The sequence below is a fragment of the Sanguibacter suarezii NBRC 16159 genome (genome assembly GCF_001552735.1).
GTDB classification, from domain to species: Bacteria; Actinomycetota; Actinomycetes; order Actinomycetales; family Cellulomonadaceae; genus Sanguibacter; species Sanguibacter suarezii.
Genome location: NZ_BCRT01000013.1, coordinates 145,626 through 170,077, shown reverse-complemented (window position 1 = coordinate 170,077; position 24,452 = coordinate 145,626). Strand labels below are relative to the sequence as shown.

Below are 24,452 nucleotides of genomic sequence, written 5' to 3'. Positions count from 1 at the left end.
CCATGACTGACAGCTCCGCACAGGCCCCGTACCTGCCGCCCGCCGCGCCGCCCGCGAACCACGGTCACACCGTGGCCGCCTGGTTCACCACCCTCACCGTGGTGGTCGGGGCGATCCTCGCCGGTGTCGCGCTGTGCATCTCGACCATGTGGCTGGTGTGGGTGGGTGCCGCGATCGTCGTCGTCGGTCTGGTGGGTGGGAAGATCCTCTCCGTCGCTGGCTACGGTCAGCCCGCCGCGCGCGGTCGCTGACCGCGCGTCTCACGTGACGTGCGGATGAGTCGCACGTCACGTCTCGGCTCTACGATGGCCGGTAGCAGGTCCGCTGGATGCGGATGCGGGACACCGCCGTGGGGAGTGCCTCAGCTGGTGCGGTCGATGTTCGGGGAGAAGAGGCGTCATGACGGTGCTCGATGACATTATCGTCGGTGTTCGGGAAGATCTTGCTGTCCGCGAGGCGGCCACGCCGCTCGCTGACCTGAAGGAACGCGCGCTGCGCCAGCCGAACGCGCTCGAGTGCGTCAGCCGGCTCAACCAGGAGGCGGCCGTCGCGGTCATCGCCGAGGTCAAGCGGTCCAGCCCGAGCAAGGGCGCCCTCGCGGCCATCGCCGACCCGGCTGCCCTCGCCCGGGAGTACGAGAAGGGCGGCGCGTCCGTCATCTCCGTGCTCACCGAGGAGCGCCGGTTCGGCGGGAGCCTGGCCGACCTCACCGCGGTCCGCGCCGCGGTCGACATCCCCATCCTGCGCAAGGACTTCGTCGTCTCGCCGTACCAGGTGTGGGAGGCCCGTGCCTACGGCGCGGACCTCGTCCTGCTCATCGTCGCCGCCCTCGAGCAGCCGGTGCTGGAGTCGCTCATCGAGCGGGTGCACTCCCTGGGCATGACCGCGCTCGTGGAGGTGCACACCCTCGACGAGGTCACCCGCGCCGTCGACGCCGGGGCTCGCCTCGTGGGGGTCAACGCCCGCAACCTCAAGACCCTCGAGGTCGACCGGACGACCTTCGCCCGCCTCGCCCCTGCCGTGCCCGAAGGCGTGGTGCGGATCGCCGAGTCCGGTGTCCGCGGCCCGCACGACGTCATGGACTACGCCCGCTCGGGCGCGGACGCCGTGCTCGTGGGGGAGGCCCTGGTCACCGGAGAGTCCCCCCGCTCCGCCGTGGCCGACCTGGTCGCCGCCGGCTCCCACCCCTCCCTCTGGGCCGTCCGGCACTGACACCCTTCAGCTCTCCCGGTGTCCTCCTGGGTGGTCCGACCTCATCGGCGCGCCCGTCAGGCGCCAGACCGTCGCAACCCTGGAAGGCCCCATCCGTTGTCTGAATCACTGCAGAACCTTCAAGGTCCCTACTTCGGTGACTTCGGTGGACGTTACGTCCCGGAGGCGCTGATCGCCGCCCTCGACGAGCTCGACGTCGAGTACCGCAAGGCCGTCGCCGACCCCGCCTTCGCCGCCGAGCTCGCCGAGCTCCACCGCTCCTACAGCGGACGCCCGAGCATCATCACCGAGGTGCCCCGCTTCGCCGCGCACGCCGGCGGCGCCCGCGTCATCCTCAAGCGCGAAGACCTCAACCACACCGGCTCGCACAAGATCAACAACGTGCTCGGACAGGCGCTGCTGACCAAGCGGCTGGGCAAGAAGCGCGTCATCGCCGAGACCGGAGCGGGTCAGCACGGGGTGGCCACCGCCACCGCCGCGGCGCTCTTCGACCTCGAGTGCGTGGTGTACATGGGCGAGGAGGACACGCGCCGCCAGGCTCTCAACGTCGCCCGCATGCGTCTGCTCGGCGCCGAGGTCATCCCGGTGACCACCGGCTCGCGCACGCTCAAGGACGCGATCAACGAGGCGCTGCGCGACTGGGTGACCAACGTGGAGAGCACCAACTACGTCTTCGGCACGGCTGCCGGCCCGCACCCCTTCCCGACCATGGTCCGTGACTTCCAGCGGATCATCGGCGTCGAGGCCCGCCAGCAGGTCCTCGACCTCACCGGCCGCCTGCCCGACGTCGTCGCCGCATGCGTGGGTGGCGGGTCCAACGCGATCGGCATCTTCGACGCCTTCCTCGACGACGCCGGCGTCCGCCTGGTGGGCTTCGAGGCCGGCGGCGACGGCGTCGAGACGGGGCGGCACGCCTCCTCGATCACCGGTGGCGCCCCCGGCGTGCTGCACGGCGCGCGGTCGTACCTGCTCCAGGACGACGACGGCCAGACGAAGGAGAGCCACTCCATCTCCGCCGGGCTGGACTACCCGGGCGTCGGCCCGGAGCACTCCTACCTGGCAGACATCAAGCGCGCGGAGTACCGCCCGATCACCGACGCCGAGGCCATGGAGGCGCTGCGCCTGCTGAGCCGGACCGAGGGCATCATCCCGGCCATCGAGTCCGCCCACGCCCTCGCCGGCGCGATCAAGCTGGGCCTGGAGGCCCGCGAGGCCGGCCGGGAGGACGAGCTCATCCTGGTGAACCTGTCTGGCCGGGGCGACAAGGACGTGGCCACCGCCGCACGGTGGTTCGACCTCGTCGACGCCGACACCGACCTCAGTGCCGAAGGAGCAGACGCGTGAGCGCCACCGCCGCCCGGATCGACGAGCTCAAGGCCGAGGGGCGCGCCGCGCTCATCGGCTACCTGCCGACTGGTTTCCCCACGGTCGAGCAGTCCATCGAGACGGCGCGGACCCTCATCGAGTCCGGCGCCGACATCCTCGAGCTCGGCATCCCGTACTCCGACCCGGTCATGGACGGCCCCACGATCCAGGACGCGGTGAACATCGCCCTGGACAACGGCGCGCGTGTCAAGGACGTCTTCACCGTCATCGAGGCGGTCGCCGGGCTCGGTGCACCGGTGCTCGTCATGACGTACTTCAACCCGGTGCTGCGCTACGGCGTGGACGCCTTCGCCCGGGACCTCGCCGCAGCCGGCGGGTCTGGGCTGATCACCCCGGACCTCATCCCCGAGGAGGCCGGTGAGTGGATCGCCGCGGCGGACGCCCGCGACCTCGACAAGGTCTTCCTCGTCGCGCCGAGCTCGACCCCCCAGCGTCTCGCGCTGACCGCGGCCGCCTCGCGCGGCTTCGTCTACGCGGCCTCGACCATGGGTGTCACCGGCGAGCGGGCGACCGTGGGCAGCCGGGCCGAGCAGCTCGTGGCGGCCACCCGGGCGGCCGGAGCAGAGCGCGTCTGCGTGGGTCTGGGCGTCTCCCGCCCGGAGCAGGCCGCCGAGGTCGGGCGGTACGCCGACGGTGTCATCGTCGGTTCCGCCTTCGTCAAGCCGCTGCTCGGCGATGCACCCTTCGCCCAGCGCCTCGCCGCGATGAGCGACGTCGCCCGCGGCCTGGCCGACGGCGTCCGCTCTGCCCGCACGGGAGCGGGCCGCGCGTGAGCGCCACCGAGCAGGCCGTGACCGTGCTGGCCTCGATCCCCAGCCCGAGCTCGGGCGTGTGGCACCTGGGGCCGTTGCCCCTGCGGGCCTACGCCTTCTCGATCCTCATCGGCATCTTCGTCGCCGCCTGGCTCACCGCCAAGCGGTGGGTCGCCCGCGGCGGCACCGCTGACGAGGTCTACGACATCGCCTACTGGGCGGTGCCCTTCGGCATCGTCGGCGGGCGGATCTACCACGTCATCAGCTCCCCGGACAAGTACTTCGGTGAGGGCGGCGACCCGCTCAAGGCCTTCGCGATCTGGGAGGGCGGGCTCGGCATCTGGGGCGCCGTCGCCTTCGGTGCCGTCGGTGCCTACATCGGCTGCCGCCGCGCCGGGGTGAGCTTCGGTGCCTTCGCCGACGCCCTCGCCCCGGGACTGCTCATCGCCCAGGCGATCGGGCGGCTCGGCAACTGGTTCAACCAGGAGCTCTTCGGCAGCGCCACGACGCTGCCCTGGGGGCTGGAGATCAGCGCGCAGCACCTGCCGGCCGGCTACCCGGTCGGGACGTTGTTCCACCCGACCTTCCTCTACGAGATGCTGTGGAACCTCGCCGCGGCGGGCCTGCTCATCTACCTCGACCGCCGGTTCCGCCTCGGGCACGGCCGCGTATTCTGGTTGTACGTCATGTTCTACACGGCAGGTCGCCTGTGGATCGAGCTGCTGCGCATCGACGCGGCCGAGACCATCCTCGGTCTGCGACTCAACGTCTGGACGTCGATCATCGTCGGCCTCGGGGCGCTCGTCGCCTTCATCATCGTGGGACGTCGAGGCGGTGGCCGTGAAGAGTCTGTCTACACCGATCCGAGTCGCGCTGCCGCCGCGCGCGAGGCCGCAGAGGCCGACGCCCACACCGACGCCCACACCGAAACCGACACCGCTACCCACCCCGCCACCGAGACCGACTCCGCACCGGGCGAGGGTAAAGAGTCCCACGGCGTGTGACCTGAGTGACTCTGACCCGTAACGTCGTCGAAACAAGCGCGCAGTACTGTCGACTCGTTTGGGCCATAGGCGCCCCATAAATCCCCCCAGAAAAGTAAAGTCTGCGTCAAGCAGGCCCTCCGTGAGGACGGTGTTGATGACCACGCCGCTGAAAAGTGCAAGCAGTTCCCCTAGGCCAGACGCACCGTTCGCGCAGGGGCTGTACGACCCGCGCGCCGAGCACGACGCCTGCGGTGTGGCGTTCGTGGCGACGTTGCGGGGGACACCCGGCCGGGACATCGTCGACGCAGGCCTGACCGCGCTGCTCAACCTCGACCACCGCGGTGCGGTGGGTGCTGAGGAGAACAGCGGTGACGGCGCCGGGATCCTCACCCAGATCCCCGACGCCTTCATCCGCGACGTCGTCGCGGTGGACCTGCCGCCGCTGGGCTCCTACGCCATCGGCATGGCCTTCCTGCCCCAGGACCGCCAGGAGGCCGACGAGGTCGCCCGCGCCGTCGAGGCGATCGCCGCCGAGGAGAAGCTCGACGTCCTCGCTTGGCGTGACGTCCCGGTGACCGCGGACCTCGTGGGTCCCAGCGCTCGAGCATCCATGCCGACCTTCCGTCAGGTCGTGCTCGCCGACCCGTCCCGCGAGCTCTCCGGCATCGAGCTCGACCGCCGTACCTTCCGCCTGCGCAAGCGGGCCGAGAACGAGCTGGGACTGTTCTTCGCCTCGCTGTCCGCTCGGACGCTCACGTACAAGGGCATGCTCACCACGGCCCAGCTCGAGCCGTTCTTCCCGGACCTGTCCGACCCTCGCTACGCGAGCGAGATCGCGCTGGTCCACTCCCGCTTCTCGACCAACACCTTCCCGTCCTGGCCGCTCGCCCAGCCGTTCCGGCTGATCGCCCACAACGGTGAGATCAACACCGTGCGCGGGAACCGGAACTGGATGGCCGCCCGTCAGGGCAAGCTGCACAGCGAGCACCTGGGAGAGCTCGGCTCGCTGCTGCCGATCTGCTCGGACGGGTCGAGCGACTCCGCGTCCTTCGACGAGGTGCTCGAGCTGCTGCACCTGGGAGGGCGGTCGCTGCCGCACTCCGTGCTCATGATGATCCCCGAGGCGTGGGAGAACCACGCCGAGATGTCACCGGAGCGACGGGCGTTCTACGAGTACCACGCCAACCTCATGGAGGCGTGGGACGGTCCCGCGTGCCTGACCTTCACCGACGGCACCCTCATCGGCGCCGTGCTGGACCGCAACGGACTGCGCCCGGGCCGGTTCTGGGTGACCGAGGACGGCCTCGTCGTCCTCGCCTCCGAGGCCGGCGTGCTGGACCTCGACCCCGCGACCATCGTGCAGAAGGGGCGCCTGGAGCCCGGCAAGATGTTCCTCGTCGACACCGCCGCCGGACGCATCGTCTCCGACGACGAGGTCAAGTCCCAGCTCGCCGCACAGCGTCCGTACCACCAGTGGGTCACCGAGAACTCGATCTACCTGGACTCCTTGCCTGACCGCGAGCACGTCATCCACTCCCCGGCGTCCGTGCAGCGTCGTCAGCGCGCCTTCGGCTACACCGAGGAGGAGGTCAAGATCCTCCTCACCCCGATGGCCAACACCGGGACCGAGCCGCTCGGCGCGATGGGCACCGACACCCCTGTGGCTGTGCTCTCCAACCGCCCGCGGGTGCTCTTCGACTACTTCACGCAGATGTTCGCGCAGGTGACGAACCCGCCGCTGGACGCGATCCGAGAGGAGCTGGTCACCGCGATCGGCGGAGCGATCGGCCCAGAGCCGAACCTGCTCGCCGACACCCCGGACCACGCCCGCAAGGTCGTGCTGTCCTTCCCGGTCATCGACAACGACGACCTCGCCAAGATCATCAACATCAACAAGGCGCCGTCCCTGGGCGGGACGTTCAGCGCGATCACCGTCCGCGGCCTGTACCGCGTGGACGGGGGAGGGCAGGCCCTGCGGGCCCGCCTGGAGGAGATCTTCGCCGAGGTCGACGCGGCCGTGGAGGCCGGGACGAGCTTCATCGTGCTCTCCGACCGCGACTCCTACCAGGACCTCGCACCGATCCCGTCGCTGCTGCTCACCAGCGCCGTGCACCACCACCTGCTGCGCAAGCACACCCGGACCCAGGTCTCCCTCGTCGTGGAGGCCGGTGACGTCCGCGAGGTGCACCACGTCGCGCTGCTCATCGGCTACGGCGCGGCAGCGGTCAACCCGTACCTGGCCATGGAGACCGTCGAGGACCTCGCCGCGACGAGCTATGTGACGGTCAGCCCCGAGAAGGCCGTGACCAACCTCATCAAGGCGCTCGGCAAGGGCGTGCTCAAGGTCATGTCCAAGATGGGTATCTCCACCATGGCCTCCTACCGTGGTGCCCAGGTCTTCGAGGCCATCGGCCTGTCCCACGAGCTCGTCGGCGACTACTTCACCGGCACCACGAGCCGGCTTGGCGGCGTCGGGCTCGATGTCATCGCGGCCGAGGTCGCCGCCCGCCACGCGGACGCCTACCCGGCGTCGGGCAACTTCCAGGCGCACCAGCGCCTGGCCACCGGCGGGGAGTACCAGTGGCGGCGCGACGGGGAGGAGCACCTCTTCGACCCCGAGACGGTCTTCCGGCTCCAGCACTCCACCCGCACGCGGCAGATGGACGTCTTCCGCGAGTACACCCAGCGCGTGGACGACCAGACCGAGCGCCTCATGACGCTGCGCGGGCTGCTCGAGTTCAAGGAAGGGCTGCGCCCGCCGCTGCCCATCGACGAGGTCGAGCCGATCTCGGAGATCGTCAAGCGGTTCAACACCGGAGCCATGTCCTACGGGTCCATCTCGGCCGAGACCCACGAGACCCTCGCGATCGCCATGAACCAGCTCGGCGGACGGTCCAACACCGGTGAGGGCGGAGAAGACCCCGAGCGCCTGTACGACCCGGCTCGTCGCAGCAAGGTCAAGCAGATCGCCTCCGGCCGCTTCGGCGTCACCTCGGAGTACCTGACCAACGCGGACGACATCCAGATCAAGCTCGCCCAGGGCGCCAAGCCCGGCGAGGGTGGTCAGCTGCCCGGGCACAAGGTCTACCCGTGGGTCGCCAAGACGCGCCACTCGACCCCCGGCGTCGGGCTCATCTCCCCGCCGCCACACCACGACATCTACTCGATCGAGGACCTCGCCCAGCTCATCCACGACGCCAAGAACGCCAACCCGGTCGCCCGGATCCACGTCAAGCTCGTCTCCGAGTTCGGCGTCGGGACGGTCGCGGCCGGTGTGTCCAAGGCGCACGCGGACGTCGTGCTCATCTCCGGGCACGACGGCGGCACGGGCGCGAGCCCGCTCACCTCGCTCAAGCACGCCGGGACCCCGTGGGAGATCGGCCTGGCCGAGACCCAGCAGACCCTCGTGCTCAACAACCTGCGCGACCGCATCGTGGTGCAGGTCGACGGTCAGATGAAGACCGGCCGCGACGTCATCGTCGGCGCCCTGCTGGGCGCAGAGGAGTTCGGCTTCGCGACCGCTCCGATGGTCGTCTCCGGCTGCGTCATGATGCGGGTGTGCCACCTGGACACCTGCCCGGTGGGCGTGGCGACGCAGAACCCCGAGCTGCGGGCCCGCTTCACCGGCAAGCCCGAGTTCGTGGTGAACTTCTTCGAGTTCATCGCCCAGGAGGTGCGCGAGCACCTCGCCGCGCTCGGCTTCCGCTCGATCGAGGAGGCGGTGGGCCGGGTGGAGACCCTCGACGCCCGCCGCGCGATCGACCACTGGAAGGCGCAGGGCCTGGACCTCGCTCCGGTGCTCGAGGTGCCCCAGCCGGTCGAGGGCTCGTCGCTGCGCAACACCACGACCCAGGACCACGGCCTCGCCCGGGCCCTGGACAACCAGCTCATCACCCTCGCGGCGGACGCTCTGGAGACCGGTGCGCCGGTCGAGATCGCTCTGCCGGTGCGCAACGTCAACCGCACCGTCGGGACGATGCTCGGGCACGAGGTGACCAAGCGCTACCGCGGAGCGGGCCTGCCCGACGACACCATCTCCGTCACGCTCACCGGGTCCGCCGGGCAGTCCCTCGGGGCCTTCCTGCCTCACGGGATCACGCTGCGGCTGTTCGGCGACGCCAACGACTACGTCGGCAAGGGACTGTCCGGGGGACGCATCATCGTGCGCCCGGACCGCTCCGCGGTGCTCACCGGCCCGAGCAACGTCATCGCCGGCAACGTCATCGGCTACGGCGCCACGTCGGGGGAGATCTTCCTGCGCGGCTCGGTCGGGGAACGCTTCGGGGTGCGCAACTCCGGTGCGACCCTCGTCGTGGAGGGCGTGGGCGACCACGGCTGCGAGTACATGACCGGCGGCACCGTCCTGGTGCTCGGCGGGACAGGTCGCAACTTCGGCGCCGGGATGTCCGGTGGGGTCGCCTACGTGCTGGACCTGCGCCGGGAGGCGCTCAACGTCGCGGCGGCAGCCAGCGGTGAGCTGACGCTCTCCGGTCTGGACGACGACGACGCGGTCGTCGTGGAGGACCTGCTGCGCAGGCACCTCGACGAGACCCACTCGCGGGTGGCCGACGTGCTGCTCGCCGACTTCGCAGCCGCTCGCGAGCGGTTCACGAAGATCCTGCCCACGGAGTACGCACGCATCCGCACGGCGCTCGCGCAGGCTGACGCCGACGGTGTCGACCTGTCCGCGCCCGGCGTCTGGGAAGAGATTTTGGAGGGCTCCCGTGGCTGATCCACGTGGTTTCTTGAAGGTTCGTCAGCGCGAGCTGCCGGCGTACCGCCCCGTCGAGGTGCGGCTGCTGGACTGGCGCGAGGTGCACGAGCACCGAGTCGAGAACTCGGCCTTCGTCACCGTCCAGGCCGGACGCTGCATGGACTGCGGCATCCCGTTCTGCCACCAGGGCTGCCCGCTGGGCAACCTCATCCCGGACTGGAACGACCTGGTCTGGCGAGGGGAGTGGGAGGACGCGATCGAGCGTCTGCACGCGACGAACAACTTCCCCGAGTTCACCGGTCGGGTGTGCCCGGCGCCGTGCGAGTCGAGCTGCGTGCTGGGCATCAACCAGCCGGCGGTGACCATCAAGAACGTCGAGGTGTCGATCATCGACGAGGCCTTCGAGCGCGGCTACGTCGTGCCGAAGATCCCGCAGCGCCTCACCGGCAAGACCGTGGCCGTCGTCGGCTCCGGCCCGGCCGGGCTGGCCGCCGCCCAGCAGCTCACCCGGGCCGGGCACACCGTCGCGGTCTACGAGCGCGACGACGCCATCGGCGGGCTGCTGCGCTACGGCATCCCCGACTTCAAGCTCGAGAAGAGCCACATCGACCGCCGTCTGGCGCAGATGAAGGCTGAGGGCACCCGGTTCCGTGCCGGTGTGGAGATCGGCGTCGACCTCACCTGGGAGGAGCTGCGCGCCCGCTTCGACGCGGTCATCGTGGCCACCGGGGCGACCGTCCCGCGTGCGTTGGAGATCCCCGGCAAGGACCTGGACGGCGTGCACTTCGCCATGGACTTCCTGCCCCAGGCGAACGCCGTGGTGGCCGGCAAGGAGGTCCCGGACCAGATCCTGGCGACCGGCAAGCACGTCATCGTCATCGGTGGCGGGGACACCGGGTCGGACTGCATCGGCACCTCGCTGCGTCAGGGTGCGGCATCGGTGACCACGCTGGCCATCGGCAAGCGGCCGCCGCTGCAGCGCCCCGCGAGCCAGCCGTGGCCGGTCGACCCGCTGCTCTTCGAGGTGTCCAGCTCGCACGCGGAGGGCGGGGAGCGGGACTACCTCGCCTCGACCGTGGAGTTCATCGGCAACTCTGAGGGCAAGCTCGTCGCGCTCAAGGTCGCCACGACCGAGTACCTGCCCGACGGGCGGCGCGCACCGGCGCCGGGAACCGAGCGGATCATCCCGGCCGACCTCGTGCTCATCGCCATGGGCTTCACCGGTCCGGAGACCGAGTCGATCGTCGCCCAGGCAGGCTCGGAGGTCACGTCACGGGGCCTGCTGGCACGCCGGCCGGACTTCTCCTCCTCGGTCCCGGGTGTGTTCGTCACCGGAGACGCAGGTCGCGGGCAGTCTCTCATCGTGTGGGCCATTGCCGAAGGACGGGCAACGGCAGCTACGGTAGATGCATACCTGCAGGGCAGCACCGAGCTCCCGGCGCCCGTCAAGGCCACCACCGTCGCGTTGCGGCCCTGACCTCACGCCCCGAGCTGGCATGCTGGGGCGCCGCAAGACTTTCGTCCCGACTGCAGTACTTACACAAGCAACTAGGCTGGAGCTATGCGCAGAGCAAAGATCGTTTGCACCATCGGACCCGTAACCGCCTCCCTCGAGCAGCTGCAGAACCTGGTCGACGCCGGAATGGACGTCGCCCGGATCAACCGTAGCCACGGGGAGCCCGAAGAGCACGAAGCCGTCTACCACAACGTGCGCGCCGCCGCGAAGGCCTCTGGCCGTTCCGTCGCCGTGCTCGTCGACCTGCAGGGCCCCAAGATCCGTCTGGGACGTTTCGCCAACGACGAGAAGCAGTGGCTCAACGTCGGTGACACCTTCACCATCACCACCGAAGACGTCGTGGGCACCAAGGAGCTCGTCTCCACCACGCACAAGGGCCTGCCGAACGACGCCCGCGTCGGCGACCCGATCCTCATCGACGACGGCCGCGTGCTCGTCCGCGTCACCGCGGTCGAAGGCCCCCGCGTCGTCACCCGCGTCGAGGTCTCTGGCCCCGTCTCCAACAACAAGGGACTCAACCTCCCCGGCGTCGCCGTCTCCGTGCCGGCCATGTCCGACAAGGACGAGTCTGACCTCCGCTGGGCCCTGCGCCTGGGCGCGGACATCATCGCCCTGTCGTTCGTGCGCAGCGCGGCCGACTACGACGACGTTCGTCGCATCATGGAAGAGGAAGGCCGCGTCCTTCCCGTCATCGCCAAGATCGAGAAGCCGCAGGCTGTCGAGAACCTCGTCGAGATCGTCGACGCCTTCGACGGCATCATGGTCGCCCGTGGCGACCTCGGTGTCGAGCTGCCCCTCGAGCAGGTCCCCCTCGTGCAGAAGCGCGCGATCGAGCTCGCTCGCCGCGCCGCCAAGCCGGTCATCGTGGCCACCCAGGTCCTCGAGTCCATGATCACCGCTCCCCGCCCGACCCGCGCCGAGGCCTCGGACTGCGCCAACGCCGTCCTCGACGGTGCAGACGCTGTCATGCTCTCCGGTGAGACGTCTGTCGGTGACTACCCGATCGAGGCCGTGCGCGTCATGGCTCGCATCATCGAGAGCACCGAGGAGCTCGGCCGCGAGCGGATCGCCCCGCTCGGCTCGACCCCGCACACCCGCGGTGGCGCGATCACGCGTGCCGCTGCCGAGATCGGTGAGATCCTCGGCGTCAAGTACCTCGTGACCTTCACCCAGTCCGGTGACTCGGCTCGCCGGATGTCTCGCCTGCGCTCGGCTCTGCCGCTGCTGGCCTTCACCCCCCGCCAGGACGTCCGCAACGTCCTGTCGCTGACCTGGGGCACCCAGTCCTACGAGGTTCCCTCGGTCGACAGCACCGACGCGATGGTCCGCCAGGTCGACACGACCCTGCAGGCCAACGGCCTCGCCGAGGTCGGCGACCTCGTCGTCGTCGTCTCCGGCGCACCGGTCGGCGTCTCGGGCACGACCAACTCGATCCTCGTTCACCGCATCGGCGACGAGGTCTGATCCACGCACGACCCGCTCGACGTCGAAGCGCCCCTGGTCCTCGGACCGGGGGCGCTTCGTCGTCCTGGCGCAGGCCAGGGCCTGTGCCTGCAACCCCGCGCCGTGAGTGAGGTGTCCGGGTACGGTGGGATCACCCGCCGATCGAGGAGGCACACGTGGCCGAGACGTTCAGGGCGCTCGTTCTGGAGGACGACGCCGACGCAGCCGAATTCATGCGGATCGCACTTGAACGTCACGGTGGGATGAGCGTCGACGTCGCGGCCTCAGCCGAGGAGGCGCTTGCTGCACTGGGCAGGAGCACCTACGACGTGCTCGTCAGCGACATCCAGCTCCCGGGGGCCTCCGGCCTGCAGATCATCCCTGAGGTGCGTGCCCTCGACCCGACCCTGCCGATCATGATCGTCACCGCCTACCCGACCGTCGATCACGCGATCGATGCCCTCCGCAGCGCTGCGGACGAGTTTCTCATCAAGCCCGTCACGACCGCGGTGCTCGTGCAGCGGGCCACCGAGCTCGCTCAGCGGGCCCGCGCCGTTCGCACGGAGTCTCGCCAACGGGTCCTCGCGGTCGGTGCCCACCCAGACGATGTCGAGATCGCTGCGGGTGGGACGCTGGCCGCGCACGCCGCAGCCGGTGATGAGCTCGTCATCCTCACGCTCTCCGGTGGGGCCGTGGGCGGGAGCACGTCGGCGCGGCGTTCCGAGGCGGCGGCGGCTGCGTCCGTGGTCGGTGCGCGGCTCATCCATCTCGACTTCCCCGACACCCGCCTCGACCCGGCCGCGGGTCTCATCACGGCGATCGAGGAGGTGGTGTTCGAGATGCAGCCGGACAGGATCTACACCCACAGCGCCCACGACCGCCACCAGGACCATCGTGCGGTGCACGAGGCGGTGGAGGTGGCGGCACGGCAGGTCAAGAACGTGTGGTGCTTCCAGAGCCCGTCGGCGACAGTCGCCTTCGCGCCCAACCGCTTTGTCGACATCGACGGCTTCATCGACACCAAGCTCGAGATGCTCGCGGCCTATGTCTCCCAGGCGCATCGCGAGTACATGCAGCCCGACGTGGTGCGTGCCACGGCCCGCTACTGGGCGCGCTTCAGCCCGGCCCGTGAGGTCGAACCGCTCGAGACCGTGCGCGCGAGCGAGACGGTGGCGGTCGCCGGCTCGTCGGTGACAGCTGCACCCGCGGTGGACGGGCAGGGGGCAGACGCGGACCACGGGGCGACCTGATGGTCGTGCCGGTGCGCTGGACGTGGTGGTTCGAGGACGACGCGGTCGGCAGGAGGGAAGTCCCCGCCACGGTAGGGATCGTGGTGTGCGCCGTGCTCGTGAGTGTCGCGTTCAAGCCCGCTCACCCGGCGATCGTCATGCTGGCTGCCGCGCTGTCCGTCTCCGTGATGGTCTTCGGTCTTCTGGGCGACTGGTCCCGCTGGCCTGCGGATTGGCGGAAGGCTCTCCCGCTCGTGCAGATGGTGGCTGTGGCGCTTCTCGACGTGGGCACCGGGACGGCGAGCCCGAACTTTGACACACTGGCCCTCCTCCCCGTCGTGAGCCTCGCGGTCCGTCCGGGTCGGTCAGCAGTGGTCCTCTCGCTCGTGGGATTCGCCTTCATCCTCCTCGTCCCGGTGGTCGTCGACATCGGCCGTGAGTACGCCGTGCTTCGCGCCTGTGTCACGTTCCTCATCATCGCGCCGCTCGTCGTGGGCGTGCACCTGGTCGTCGACATGGCCGTCGGTCAGGCCAAGCAGCTCGCCGCTGCGCGGGACGCCCTCGCCGTCGCCGCCCAAGAGGTCCGAGACTCCCGGGACACCCTCGCGAGCATCCTGGCCTCGGCCACCGAGCAGGGCTTCCTCGCGACGGACGCGCAGGGCGTGATCGTCTCGGTCAACACCGGTGCGGAGAAGGTCTTCGGCCGCTCCGCGGCGGATCTCCTCGGTCGCCCTGTCACAGAGCTCGTCGCCGCCGACCAGGTCGAAGGGGGCACGGGGTCGGTCGGGCGGCTCCTCCTGGGGGAGGCCGCGGACGGAGGGACAGAGGTGGGAGAGTGGGACGTGCTGCTGCCGGACGGGACACGCCGGTATCTGGAGATCGTCGTGACGCCGCGGCCTCCGCTCGCCGGGACCGCCCCGGAGCTGCCCCCGGGCTATCTCTTCGTCGCCACGGACGTCACGGGGCGCCACGAGGAACAGAATGCACAGGACGAGTTCATCGGCCTCGTCAGCCATGAGCTGCGCACCCCGCTCGCGTCGATCCTCGGATACGTCGACCTCCTCCGTCTGGAGGAAGGCAGGCTCGACGCCGAGCAGCAGAGGTACCTCGATGTCGTGGAGCGCAGCGCGCACAGGCTCCAGACGCTCGTGGACGACCTGCTCACCAGTGCCCAGATGGCTGCTGGCGCGGACCTGCTGAGGCCGGAGGACGTGGATGTGGTGACGGTGGTCCAAGGGATCGTCGAGAGCCAGCGGCCGGCAGCCGAGGCCGCAGGGGTCAGCGTCCTCGTCGACGGCGATGTGACGGTGCCGCTCGTCTCCGACGCGCAGCGCCTGGCCCAGGTGGTCGACAACCTCGTGAGCAACGCGGTGAAGTACAGCTCTCGGGGAGGGCACGTGCAGGTTACCGTGACCGCGGAGGCTGACGTGAGCGGGGCACGGCGGGCGCACATCCGCGTGAGCGACGAGGGCAGGGGCATCGCTGCCGACGAGCTGGAGCACGTCACGGAACGCTTCTACCGCACGCGGGCCACCCGGCAGCTCCGGGTGCGAGGCGTCGGGCTCGGGCTGTCCCTCGTCCAGAGAATCGTCGACACGCACGGCGGCACGATGACACTGAGCAGCGAGCCCGGCGTCGGTACCCAGGTCGACGTGCTGCTCCCGGATCTCCCGCGATCGGGGGAGGCGCGTCCCGACGCAGCGAGCTAGTCGCCTTCAGCCTCCGCCTGCGGCACCCAGATTCCTGCCAGCGCCGTCCAGTACGGCTCCGACATGAGCGAGTACGGCGTGACATGGACGGCCCTGATCCCGTTGGTCCCTGCAAGGGTGACCGCCTCGGCCATCGTCTCGACCGGGATCGGCTGGACTCCGTCGGGGCCCCAGAGGCCGACCGAGACGGTGATGCGGTCCGAGTCGATGTCGCTCGCGGCGAGGGCTGCTGTGAGGGCACCGACCTCGTCGACCGACCGTTGGAGGACACCGATGTAGGCCCACACGACCAACCGGTCGACGGACCGGAGCAGGATCTCGAAGTCATGGCCGCTGGACGCGTCGCCGCTCGCCAGGTCGGCCCAGTTGACGCGGACGTCCATCGCGAGCTCGATCTGCTTGCCTTCACCGTCCCGGACCTCGTCAAGTGCTGTCCGCATGCGCGCCAGGAGGCTGGCCAGCACCTCGGACCGCCAGGTACCGAGCTCTGGTGCCCCTTCGTCGATCTGCCCGTCGGCGCCACGCGGCCAGTCGGTGGCTCCGGTCATCTCCCGGTACAGCGCGAGATCGTCGTCGCCATAGCTGTACCGGTCGAGGAAGAGCTCAGTGATCGTGATCTGGCTCGGGCCGTAGCGTTCGCCGAGGGCTGCTACGTACTCGACGAGCCGTTGCCCGACGGGGCCGTCGGTGAGCGCGGTGGCGGACGGCTGGTAGGGGCCGGGCTGTCCGGCGGCGTCCTTGCCGGCGACCGAGGGATCCTGCCGGATCCACTCCGGGACGTAGGCGTCCACCACAAGACCGATCTGGCGCGGTGACCCGTCGGCCATCGTGCGCAGGGCGCGCGCGGCCCTGGCGATGTGATCCCTGCCCGGCTCAGCGGCGGCATCGGGGTACGCCTCCCAGTCGAACCCGGTGAACTCCACCCGGCCCGCATTGAGGTCGACGGACGTGGCAGCCACCTCGTCCAGCCGGTCGTTGACGACGCTCCAGTCAGTCGCTGGGTCGGTCACGATGCCGAAGTCGATGCTCAGCGATCGTATGTGCTCCGGTGGGTCCACCGGTCCGAGGAGAGGCGGGACGTCCTCCCACGGGCGGGCGAGGAGAAGAGCGACCAGCGCAGCGGCGACCAGCGGGGCGAGAATCATGACGACCCACGGCCATCGTCGTCGTCGAGGAGACCCGCCACGGACACTGTCCCGCTGCGGTCGAGCTTGTTCCATCGTTCCTCCGCGTTCTGGAGCTCGAGCCTGGCGGCGTCGAGCATGACGAAGGTCATGAGGGTGGAGTACACGGGCCACAGCGGGACGGTCCAGACATGACGCAGATCCCCCGGTGCCCGGTCGAGCAGGATCGAGAGCAGCAGGAGCCCCACCGAGACCGGCAACCCCACGAAGAGGACCCAGGACCACCAGTCGTCCGGCAACCACGCTACGCCGTCGACGCCGGCGAGGACGGCGAGCGTGATGGCAGCGAGCACCTGCAGGAAGGGCACGACGATCTGGCTGAACGAGTTGTACAGGAGGTAGAGGCCGAACGCTCCGTACCGAGGGTTGCCGACCATCCGCAGGTGGATCCCGGTGACCTGCAGCAGACCGCGGGCCCACCGCACACGCTGGCGCCACAGGCCGCGGACGGTCGACGGCGACTCGGCATAGACGAGCGCGTCGGGGGCGAAGGTGACCGCGTACCGCTCGCGGTGGATCCGCCACGTCAGCTCCAGGTCCTCGCCGAGGGTGTCGGTGCGCAGCGGCCCGGCCGCATCGAGGACCTCGCGCCGGAAGGCTCCGACGTTGCCAGAGACCACCGGGAGGCAGCCGAGCACGTCGAGGGCGCGGCGCATGAGGCCGGTTCCCAGGTGGCTGATGAGGCAGAGCAGGCGGGGCAGCACACGATCGAGGTTGACGGGACGGTCGTTCCCGCAGACGGCACCGACGCGGGAGTCCCGGAATCCCCGCAGCAGGTGGGTGATGGTGTCACGCCGGAAGAGCCCGTCGGCGTCGACGAGAAGGATGATCTCTCCGCGTGCATGGGCGATCCCCCGGTTGAGCGCGGCGCCCTTGCCGGAGTTCTCCTGGCGGAGGGCCGTCACCCGCGGATCCTTGCCCGCAAGGCGCGCCAGGACGTCGAAGGTGCCGTCTGAGGACCCGTCGTCGACGCACACGACCTCGAGGCGCGGGTGGTCGCTGCGCAGGATCGAGCGCACGCAGTTCTCGACGACGACCGCCTCGTTGTAGGCAGGGACGACGACGCTCACCTGTGGAGCAGCGGCGAACGAGGGACCGCACCCTGCCGGGCCTGGTCGAGCACGCCGCTCACGCAGCTCGAACACGAGGGCGAAGGGGACGAGGAGGAGTCGCACGAACCCGGCGACCAGCACCGTGACGCCGAGCACGAACAGCAGCGACGTGAAGACGGCTGTCACCGTCAGCCTGGCCAGTCGGCGAGGACCGCCTCGAGCAGCTCGGGTGCAGCAGCCGAGACCGCACCGAAGCGTGCGTTGATCTCGAGGATGACCGGCGTGCCATCGACGAGTCGCCGCACGTCGACGTCCAGCGGGCCGACGAGGTCCAGTGCCTCGACAGCCTGCGTCGCCAGCGCGGCGACGTCGTCTGCCCCCTCCACTCGTTCGACCGCGGTCGCATTGCCTACCCGTCCGCGCTCGAGCCTTGTCTTCTGGAGGACCACGACGACGCACCGGCCGGAGGTGGGGGAGCGGTAGACCTGCGGGCTGTACTCGTCGCCGGGAGCGAACTCTTGGACGATCCAGGACCCGTCCAACCGGTCCCACACGAGGTCTTGCGGGTCCTCGACGACGTGGACACCCCGTCCGCCGCGTGACGTGCGCGGCTTGACGACGATCGGCTGGCCTCCCGCCCAGTCAAGAGCGGCGGAGGCGGAGCGGACGTCCGTGCTCGCCATGTGCCGCGGCACAGCGACGCCGTGCCGGGCCAGGTCCCACATGGTGAGGAGCTTGTCCCCGGCGACCGCGGTCGGACCTGGCGCCGAGAGGACGACGGTGCTCCCCAGCCCCACGGCGTGTGCGAGGACGGCGAGGCGCGGGAGCTCCTCGGACACCGTCGGTAGGAGCAGGTCGGGTCGGTGCCGGGAGAGAAGGTCGATGGTCGCCCGCTCGTAGGCGGGATCGGTCGCCGCCGGGACGGCCTCGACGGTCTCGAAGCCTGGGACAGGAGCGGGGGCGAGGTCCACGCCGACGACGTGAAGGGTGCCAGCTCCGGGGTGACGGGAGAACTGCGCACCGAGGGCCCGTCCTGCGGGACCAGCGGCTCCCGTCACGACGATCGTCCGCGTATCCTGCACCGGAGCGCTCATCTGTGGATCGTACGTGCGGCGGGTGGGTCACGCACGGTGCAGCGATGCAGGCGTGCGTCCTGGCAGCGCCGCGGCCACCACGGACCGATCGAGCCGGGCCGTCAGGACTGGAGGAGGCCCGCGACGGCGCCCAGGCACCCATAGACGGTGTAGACGGTCAGGGGCACAGCCAAGGCCCATTCCCGGATCGATCCGGTGTCTCCCAGGACGGGTAGCGAGAGGCGTCCGCTGGACAGCCACACGTCGTTGAGGACGGGCGTCCGGCGCCACCAGCGCGGTGGGCGCATCCGCAGCGGCCACAGCAGCGGGACCCCACCCGTGGTGAGCATGTCACCGGCGATGTGCACCGCCACGCCGAGCCCGACGGCGAGCGGCAGCCACTCCCACTCCTGCGGCGCGTAGAGGGTCACCAGAGTCGAGATGATGAGCGCGAGGCCCCACGAGCGCACCCAGCTGCCGTCATTGGTGATCCTCAGGGCCTTCGCGGCGTAGGCGACGAGCAGCAGCGAGAGCACCCCCGCACCGAGGGCCACCCGGCCGAAGGCCTCGGTCTCCAGCCCGATGAGCCCGGCTCCGACGGCGAGCAGGACGGCGAGGGGGATGGCCAGCAACCCATGGGTGCCGTTGCGGTGCCCGCCGCTCACCCGAGCCACTGCTCGGGTGACCACGGTGGACAGCGGGGGCAGGGAGGAGGCGATGGTGCCGTTGTGGTGGTCGGCGTCGGGCAACAGGGCGGCGCCGGCGCAGACGACGGCCCCGATGAGGATGCCGGAGTCGGAGGCAGGGTAGAGGCCGAGCATGAGCGGACCCGTGCCGGCGACCGCGACCCAGGCTGCTGAGCCTGAGATCGCGTGGTGCGCACCCATCATGCGGAGCGCCTCGCAGCGTCGGAACGGTGGGCGAGGAGCTGCGAACGCGTGATGATGGCCTCTGTCTCTCGGTCTGGATGAGGCGCCAACTCTATGGACATCTGTTCGAGAGAGTCAATCTGGGAGGGCGTCCCAGAGGGCTCCGGGACGCCAGAGGCCTCGGTGGTCGCACGGCCACCGAGGCCTCGATGAGGGAGATTCAGCTCAGCGCAGGGTCCCTACCTGGGGTGACGCGCCATGTGCCGTCCGGCGCGCATCCCGAAGACCGTCGCGGGGCCGATCGTGGAGCCAGGGCCGGGGTAGGTGTTACCCATGACAGAGGCGGAGGTGTTGCCCGCCGCGTAGAGTCCCTCGATCACCGAGCCGTCCTCGCGCAGCGCGCGCCCGTCCGGGTCGGTGAGGACCCCGCCCTTGGTCCCGAGGTCGCCCACGACGAGGCGGTAAGCGAGGAACGGCCCCTTCTCGATGGGGCCGAGGCAGGGGTTGGGGTGCACGGTCGGGTCACCGTAGTAGCGGTCGTAGGCGGAGTCGCCCTTGCTGAAGTCCTGGTCGCGCCCCGACCGGGCGAAGCCGTTGAACCGTTCGATGGTGGCGCGGAAGGTGGTGGCGTCGAGACCCAGGACCTCGCCGAGCTCGGCCAGGGTGTCGGCCTTGACGAGGATGCCCTGCTCCTTCATCGCCTTGTTGGCCCGCGGGTCCAGGGCGAAGGACCGCAGGTAGCGCTTGGCATGCCGCGAGTCGAGGATGAACCAGAACGCGCCGCCGGCATCGTGGGAGAGCATGTGGTGGCCGAGGTCCACGTAGGACTCCGCCTCGTTGGCGAACCGGTTGCCCTCGGCGTCGACGATGATCGAGTACGGCAGGGACCGTTCCCCGACGAGGAAGGTCGGGTCGCCGCCCTGGACCGGGGCGATCGAGGTCCCCCACCAGGCGTCGTCCATGAGGCTCACCTGCGCGCCGACGTCCTGGGCCATGGCGATGGGGCCGCCGAGGTTGCCGGGGTTGCCCGACGGGTTGCCGGAGATCCCGTGGTACTTCTGGCGCCAGTCGGTGTTGTGGTCGAAGCCGCCGCCGGCGAGCATCACGCCGCGCCGGGACCCCACGGTCACCCAGCGCCCGTCCTTGGAGAAGCGGACGCCGACCACCCGGTCGCCCTCCACGATGAGCTCCTCAGCCGGTGAGCTCACCCACATCGGTACCTCGTTGTTGACCAGGACGGCGTGGCCGAAGGACGCGATGAGCCCGGCGCCGATCCCGGTCAGGCGCTGACCGGCGACCGCGCCACCCAGGGTGCGCAGGACGAGCTGGGCACCGCGGACGAAGCCGGACGGGGTGGACCAGGCGCGCCCGAGCAGCCAGACGTCGTCGGTCTTGATCGGCAGCGCCATCATGATGCGCATCGAGCTGTACAGGTCGCCGAGCTTCTTGGAGTTGAAGGGCTTGACCTCGATGCCGCGGCCGATCTTGCCGCCGGGCAGCTCGGGGTAGTAGTCGGGGTAGTCGGTCGCGCGGGTGAAGACCATCCCGTGCTTCTCGGCGGTCGTGACGAAGTCCTCGATCGAGTCGACGAAGGCCTCCTTGTGCGGGGTGGACGTGGACGGTCCGGCGTCGCCGACGCTGGCCTCGAGGTAGGTGAGGGCTTCCTCGCGGGAGTCCCCGACCTGGGCGCGCTGCATGAGCGGGTTGTTGGGGAGCCACATCCCGCCGCCAGACATGGCGGTGGACCCGCCCCACTTCTCGGTGCTCTCGAGCATGAGGACGCTGAGGCCCTCGTCCACGGCGGCCAGCGCGGTGGCGAACCCCGCGCCTCCCGTACCTACCACCACGACGTCATAGCTGTGATCGAACGACTGGGACACGAGCTTCTCCATCCTCGAACCGGACAACGTTGTCCAGATCACTATAGTGAGAGACATGGCTCACAGACCAGAGCGGAGCAACCGCGGGCCCGCGGCTGCTCCGGAGAACCGCCGGGCGATCCTGCTGGCGGCCCGGCGCCTGTTCACCGAGCGCGGCTACCGGGTCCCGTTGAGCGCGATCGCCCGTGAGGCCGGCGTCGGCCAGGGCGTGCTCTACCGGCACTTCCCGACTCGGCTGGACCTCGCCCACGCCGTCTTCGAAGCGAACTTCACCGAGCTCGAGGGCATCGCGGCCGACGAGACCCCAGGGGCCTTCGCCCGGTTCTGGAACCGGGTCGTGGACCTGACGGTCACCGACTCGGCCTTCGTCGAGATGGTCGTCGATGCCCGGCGCACCCAGGAGGACTACGACGGCGGCCAGCGCCTGCGCCGGATGATCACGCCGCTGCTGGCACGTGCGCACCAGGCCGAGGAGGTCCCCGCGACCCTGACCGTGGACGACCTCGTCCTGGTCCAGCGCATGGTCTACGGCGTCGTGGTCACCGCCCATGACGACGCCGAGGCGCACCGCTCGGCCGCGCGCGCCATGGAGCTGGTCGGGCTGGGTGAGATCAGCGGCCCGGCGTGACCCCGCCGCGCACGACGACGCCAGGCACGACGACGCCCTCCACGCCGGCAGGGCGTGGAGGGCGTCGTCGTCCGTCCTGGTGATGCGGTCCGGTGGCAGGCGCTGTCAGCCGGCGGTCACCGGGACGGCGACCGGAGTGCTGCGCCGCAGCGCGGCCAGGGCGAGGGCGGCGATCGCCGCGCACAGCGCGACGCCGATGAGCCCGGCCAGACCCACGAAGACTCCGCCTGCCGCCCCGTAGTCGGCCAGCGGCAGGCCGCTCAGGGCGTGGTCGCGGGCAGCGCCGGCGAAGCCCACGGCTGAGGCCGTGGCCTCCAGCCCGTCGGGGGAGGAGGCCGCGAAAGAGGACAGCAGCACCGCCGCCACGACCGCCCCCGCACCGAGGACTGCCACAGGGCGACGGCTGCCGGACGCGACACGTGCCGGCTGGCCGCTCTCCAGGGCCACGGCGGACTCGATGTGGGCGGCACCCGGCGCGACAGCCATGACCAGAGCGACGACGCCGCCGGTGATCAACGCCTCACCTGCGCCGATGGCCAGGTGTACCCCGAGCATCTGCGAGGCGAGCTCGCCGACCGGCACAGCCACCGTGCCACCCACCGCGAACAGGACGACGAACACCGCGGCGGAGACCGGCACGCTCACCAACGCACCCGCTCCGGCTGCCAGGGGAGCGGCCCGGCCACGCAGCAGGAACAGGGCCACGCGGGTGACCGTCCAGCCCACGAGTGTCCCGACCACCGCCATGAGCAGCACGTTGGTGCCCAGTGCCGTGATCCCGCCGTCGGCGAAGACCAGGGACTGGACGAGCAGGACGACCGTCACCGAGAGCATGCCGAGCCACGGCCCCACGAGGGCCGCCGCGAGGGCACCGCCCATGAGGTGACCGCTCGTCCCCGATGAGACCGGATAGTTGAGCATCTGCACGGCGAAGACCAAGCCGGTCGTGGCCGCGGCCATGACGATCCGGTCGCGCGTCACCTCCGACCGTGCGCGGTAGGCGGCATAGCCGACGGCGGCCACGGCCGCCAGGCCGGTGGTGATCGACGTGGCGTCGTTGAGGAAATGATCGGGAACGTGCATGGCGGGCTCCTGTCCTGAGGGCATGTGCTGGACATGCCTCGCCGGCGATCAGGTGCGTCGGCTCTTCGGCTCAAAGTAAGCCGGTGCCCGGGACCGTCGCGCGCCAGGAACGGCCAGTTGCCTGAAGTCGCAAGCACCTGGTACCCGCAGGGTCTACGCCTGGTCCAGCGGGCTAGCCCTGGCCGGGAGCGCCTCGCAACACACCGTCAGGCAGCGTGGGACAGACAGCCGCCTCGGTTTGGGCTGCGATCTCGGCTCGTACGACGACGCCGTCGTCCCTCGCCATGATCGTGTAGACGATGCCTTCTTGCGCCTCCGGTGCAGGGATGAATCCGACTGTCGTCTGGGTCGCTGTCGAATCACCCGTCATGGGCACCAGTGACGTCGTGTTGAGGTCCGCAGCCGGGTTCTCCCGCAGCCAGTTGGCGGTCTCGCTGACGGTCGCGTCAGGGATCGTCCAGAATGCTTCGAGCTCCTCGACGGGGCCGCACGGCCACCCCTGGTAGGAGTTGAAGGTGGCCACGCTCGCAGTGGCGCTGACCGCTCCCGGTGGGAGGACAGCGGCGTCCAGCCAGGCCTGGGCTTGTGCCTGTGCCGCTGGATCTGTGCTGCTCGAGTCGGACGGTGCCTCGCTGCTTGCCGCAACAGTGGGAACGCTGGCTGCTCCATCGCTGGGATAGCTGGGATCGCTGGCCTCGCTGTCGGCTGCGCAACCGGCCAGGCAGAGAGAGCCGAACAACGCACCTATCACCAGTTCTGAGCGAATTCGCATGGTCTGACCATAGCGGCCGAGGGGAGCTGCCCATGCGGCGAGGAGGGCGTGTCGGTCGACGGGTGGTTCCGTGGTCGTGCTGCCTCGGTGTGTCAGGAGCCCTGGCCGCGAGCGGCTCTCGCTCGTGCCTTGATCTCGAGGATGATGTCCGTCTTGGCATCGGCGTAGGCATTCATGTCGTCCCACCGGCTGCTCAGCAGGACCCTCTTCGTCTCCTCGTAGAGGGCGCGGTCTCCCGCGTGGGAGCGCAGCCGATCGCGAAGGAGAAGGTACTCGTCCACGGCAGGATCGTCTCGCTCGTAGATGTGGACATGGACGTCGCGCGCCGGTGTGCGCACGAGGCGATGCCGCGGCTCGCGGACCCGGAGCTCGTATCCCTGCGCCAGCAGCGCATCGAGGTAGTCCTCTTCGGCGGTGATGTCGTCCACCGTGACCACGATGTCGATGATCGGCTTCGCGGCCAGTCCGGGGACCGAGGTGGAACCGATGTGCTCGATCTCCACAGCGACCGGCGCGAGGGCATCGTGGATCCGCCGCCGGTGATCCTCATAGATGCCGGCCCACCGGTCGTCATGGGTGTGCAGCGAGACCTCGAGGGCCTCGGTGCCCCCGACCAGCTCGACCGACGTGGCATCTGGTCGGCGTGGCATGCGTTCGTCCCTCATGCGGACATCCTCCCACCGGGACCGTGTCCACCCGACGCGGCGCCTGGCCGTGCTTGGCCGTGAACACGGCGGTCCAGCATCCAACTCGAATGCCGGGTTGCGCAGTCGCGCAGGATCGCGCCGGGAGAACGCCGCGGGCAGGCGCCGGGCCAGATCGTCGGCCAGCAGCGTCTCGTACAAGCCGGAGACCGCAGCTACGGCTGCGTAGACGCTCGTCGACGCTGGTGTTCGACCTTCCCGTCAGCCGAACAGCCTGGACAACGCGGCGAAGTACGGCTGCGGCTCTCGAGCGGCTGACC

The 24,452-nt window shown here is 70.1% G+C and carries 19 protein-coding genes; 11 read left to right on the top strand and 8 right to left on the bottom strand.

The window, feature by feature from the left end; translation table 11 throughout:
* Positions 1-2 precede the first annotated feature (2 nt).
* From SS2_RS08690 to SS2_RS08645, 10 genes are all read left to right on the top strand, one after another.
* A complete protein-coding gene (locus tag SS2_RS08690) occupies positions 3-251 on the top strand; it encodes an HGxxPAAW family protein (RefSeq protein ID WP_066463093.1) in 249 nt (82 codons plus the stop codon).
* 148 nt (positions 252-399) lie between these two features.
* The gene (trpC, locus tag SS2_RS08685) at positions 400-1,212 is read left to right on the top strand and encodes an indole-3-glycerol phosphate synthase TrpC (protein ID WP_066463091.1); all 813 of its coding nucleotides are present in this window, start codon (positions 400-402) and stop codon (positions 1,210-1,212) included.
* Between the two features lie 96 nt (positions 1,213-1,308).
* The gene (trpB, locus tag SS2_RS08680) at positions 1,309-2,556 is read left to right on the top strand and encodes a tryptophan synthase subunit beta (protein WP_066463089.1); all 1,248 of its coding nucleotides are present in this window, start codon (positions 1,309-1,311) and stop codon (positions 2,554-2,556) included.
* The gene (trpA, locus tag SS2_RS08675; RefSeq protein WP_066463084.1) at positions 2,553-3,371 is read left to right on the top strand and encodes a tryptophan synthase subunit alpha; all 819 of its coding nucleotides are present in this window, start codon (positions 2,553-2,555) and stop codon (positions 3,369-3,371) included. The genes trpB and trpA overlap by 4 nt, the downstream gene beginning before the upstream one ends.
* Positions 3,368-4,354 carry a prolipoprotein diacylglyceryl transferase gene (gene lgt, locus SS2_RS08670; protein ID WP_245643466.1) on the top strand — a complete coding sequence of 329 codons (987 nt, stop codon included), beginning with the start codon at positions 3,368-3,370 and terminating at the stop codon, positions 4,352-4,354. Before trpA ends, lgt begins: the two co-directional genes overlap by 4 nt.
* 136 nt (positions 4,355-4,490) lie before the next feature.
* The gene (gene gltB, locus SS2_RS08665; protein ID WP_066463083.1) at positions 4,491-9,068 is read left to right on the top strand and encodes a glutamate synthase large subunit; all 4,578 of its coding nucleotides are present in this window, start codon (positions 4,491-4,493) and stop codon (positions 9,066-9,068) included.
* Complete coding sequence (locus tag SS2_RS08660; RefSeq protein ID WP_066463082.1) at positions 9,061-10,527, top strand: glutamate synthase subunit beta; 1,467 nt, start codon at positions 9,061-9,063, stop codon at positions 10,525-10,527. The genes gltB and SS2_RS08660 overlap by 8 nt, the downstream gene beginning before the upstream one ends.
* A gap of 84 nt (positions 10,528-10,611) precedes the next feature.
* A complete protein-coding gene (gene pyk, locus SS2_RS08655) occupies positions 10,612-12,030 on the top strand; it encodes a pyruvate kinase (protein ID WP_066463081.1) in 1,419 nt (472 codons plus the stop codon).
* 155 nt (positions 12,031-12,185) lie between these two features.
* Entirely contained in the window at positions 12,186-13,259 is a 1,074-nt protein-coding gene (locus tag SS2_RS08650; RefSeq protein WP_245643465.1) for a PIG-L family deacetylase, read from the top strand.
* A gap of 11 nt (positions 13,260-13,270) precedes the next feature.
* Complete coding sequence (locus SS2_RS08645) at positions 13,271-14,947, top strand: sensor histidine kinase (protein WP_169796282.1); 1,677 nt, start codon at positions 13,271-13,273, stop codon at positions 14,945-14,947.
* Here SS2_RS08645 and SS2_RS08640 read toward each other — a convergent pair.
* The 5 genes from SS2_RS08640 to SS2_RS08620 all read right to left on the bottom strand — a co-directional run bounded on the left by SS2_RS08640 (position 14,944) and on the right by SS2_RS08620 (position 21,005).
* A complete protein-coding gene (locus tag SS2_RS08640) occupies positions 14,944-16,092 on the bottom strand; it encodes a hypothetical protein (protein ID WP_245643464.1) in 1,149 nt (382 codons plus the stop codon). The genes SS2_RS08645 and SS2_RS08640 overlap by 4 nt on opposite strands.
* Positions 16,089-17,369, bottom strand: a complete 1,281-nt coding sequence (locus tag SS2_RS08635; protein ID WP_066463077.1) for a glycosyltransferase family 2 protein — start codon at positions 17,367-17,369, stop codon at positions 16,089-16,091. The genes SS2_RS08640 and SS2_RS08635 overlap by 4 nt, the downstream gene beginning before the upstream one ends.
* A 2-nt stretch (positions 17,370-17,371) precedes the next feature.
* Positions 17,372-18,277 carry an ATP-grasp domain-containing protein gene (locus SS2_RS08630; protein ID WP_066463075.1) on the bottom strand — a complete coding sequence of 302 codons (906 nt, stop codon included), beginning with the start codon at positions 18,275-18,277 and terminating at the stop codon, positions 17,372-17,374.
* Positions 18,278-18,378: 101 nt separating this feature from the next.
* Positions 18,379-19,146, bottom strand: coding sequence for a metal-dependent hydrolase (locus SS2_RS08625; RefSeq protein WP_066463073.1), 768 nt, complete (start codon positions 19,144-19,146; stop codon positions 18,379-18,381).
* Positions 19,147-19,364: 218 nt separating this feature from the next.
* Positions 19,365-21,005 (bottom strand): FAD-binding protein, encoded by a 1,641-nt coding sequence (locus SS2_RS08620; RefSeq protein WP_245643463.1) that lies wholly within the window; start codon positions 21,003-21,005, stop codon positions 19,365-19,367.
* 55 nt (positions 21,006-21,060) lie between these two features.
* On the opposite strand from SS2_RS08620, the gene SS2_RS08615 reads away from it, so the two are divergent.
* Complete coding sequence (locus SS2_RS08615) at positions 21,061-21,633, top strand: TetR/AcrR family transcriptional regulator (RefSeq protein WP_066463070.1); 573 nt, start codon at positions 21,061-21,063, stop codon at positions 21,631-21,633.
* A gap of 105 nt (positions 21,634-21,738) precedes the next feature.
* On the opposite strand, the gene SS2_RS08610 is transcribed toward SS2_RS08615, so the two are convergent.
* The 3 genes from SS2_RS08610 to SS2_RS08600 form a co-directional block, all read right to left on the bottom strand.
* The gene (locus SS2_RS08610) at positions 21,739-22,716 is read right to left on the bottom strand and encodes an energy-coupling factor ABC transporter permease (protein WP_066463069.1); all 978 of its coding nucleotides are present in this window, start codon (positions 22,714-22,716) and stop codon (positions 21,739-21,741) included.
* Between the two features lie 172 nt (positions 22,717-22,888).
* A complete protein-coding gene (locus tag SS2_RS08605; RefSeq protein ID WP_066463068.1) occupies positions 22,889-23,239 on the bottom strand; it encodes a hypothetical protein in 351 nt (116 codons plus the stop codon).
* Between the two features lie 341 nt (positions 23,240-23,580).
* Positions 23,581-24,153: a GrpB family protein gene (locus tag SS2_RS08600; RefSeq protein WP_066463065.1), complete on the bottom strand. Its 573-nt coding sequence runs from the start codon at positions 24,151-24,153 to the stop codon at positions 23,581-23,583.
* Positions 24,154-24,452 lie beyond the last annotated feature (299 nt).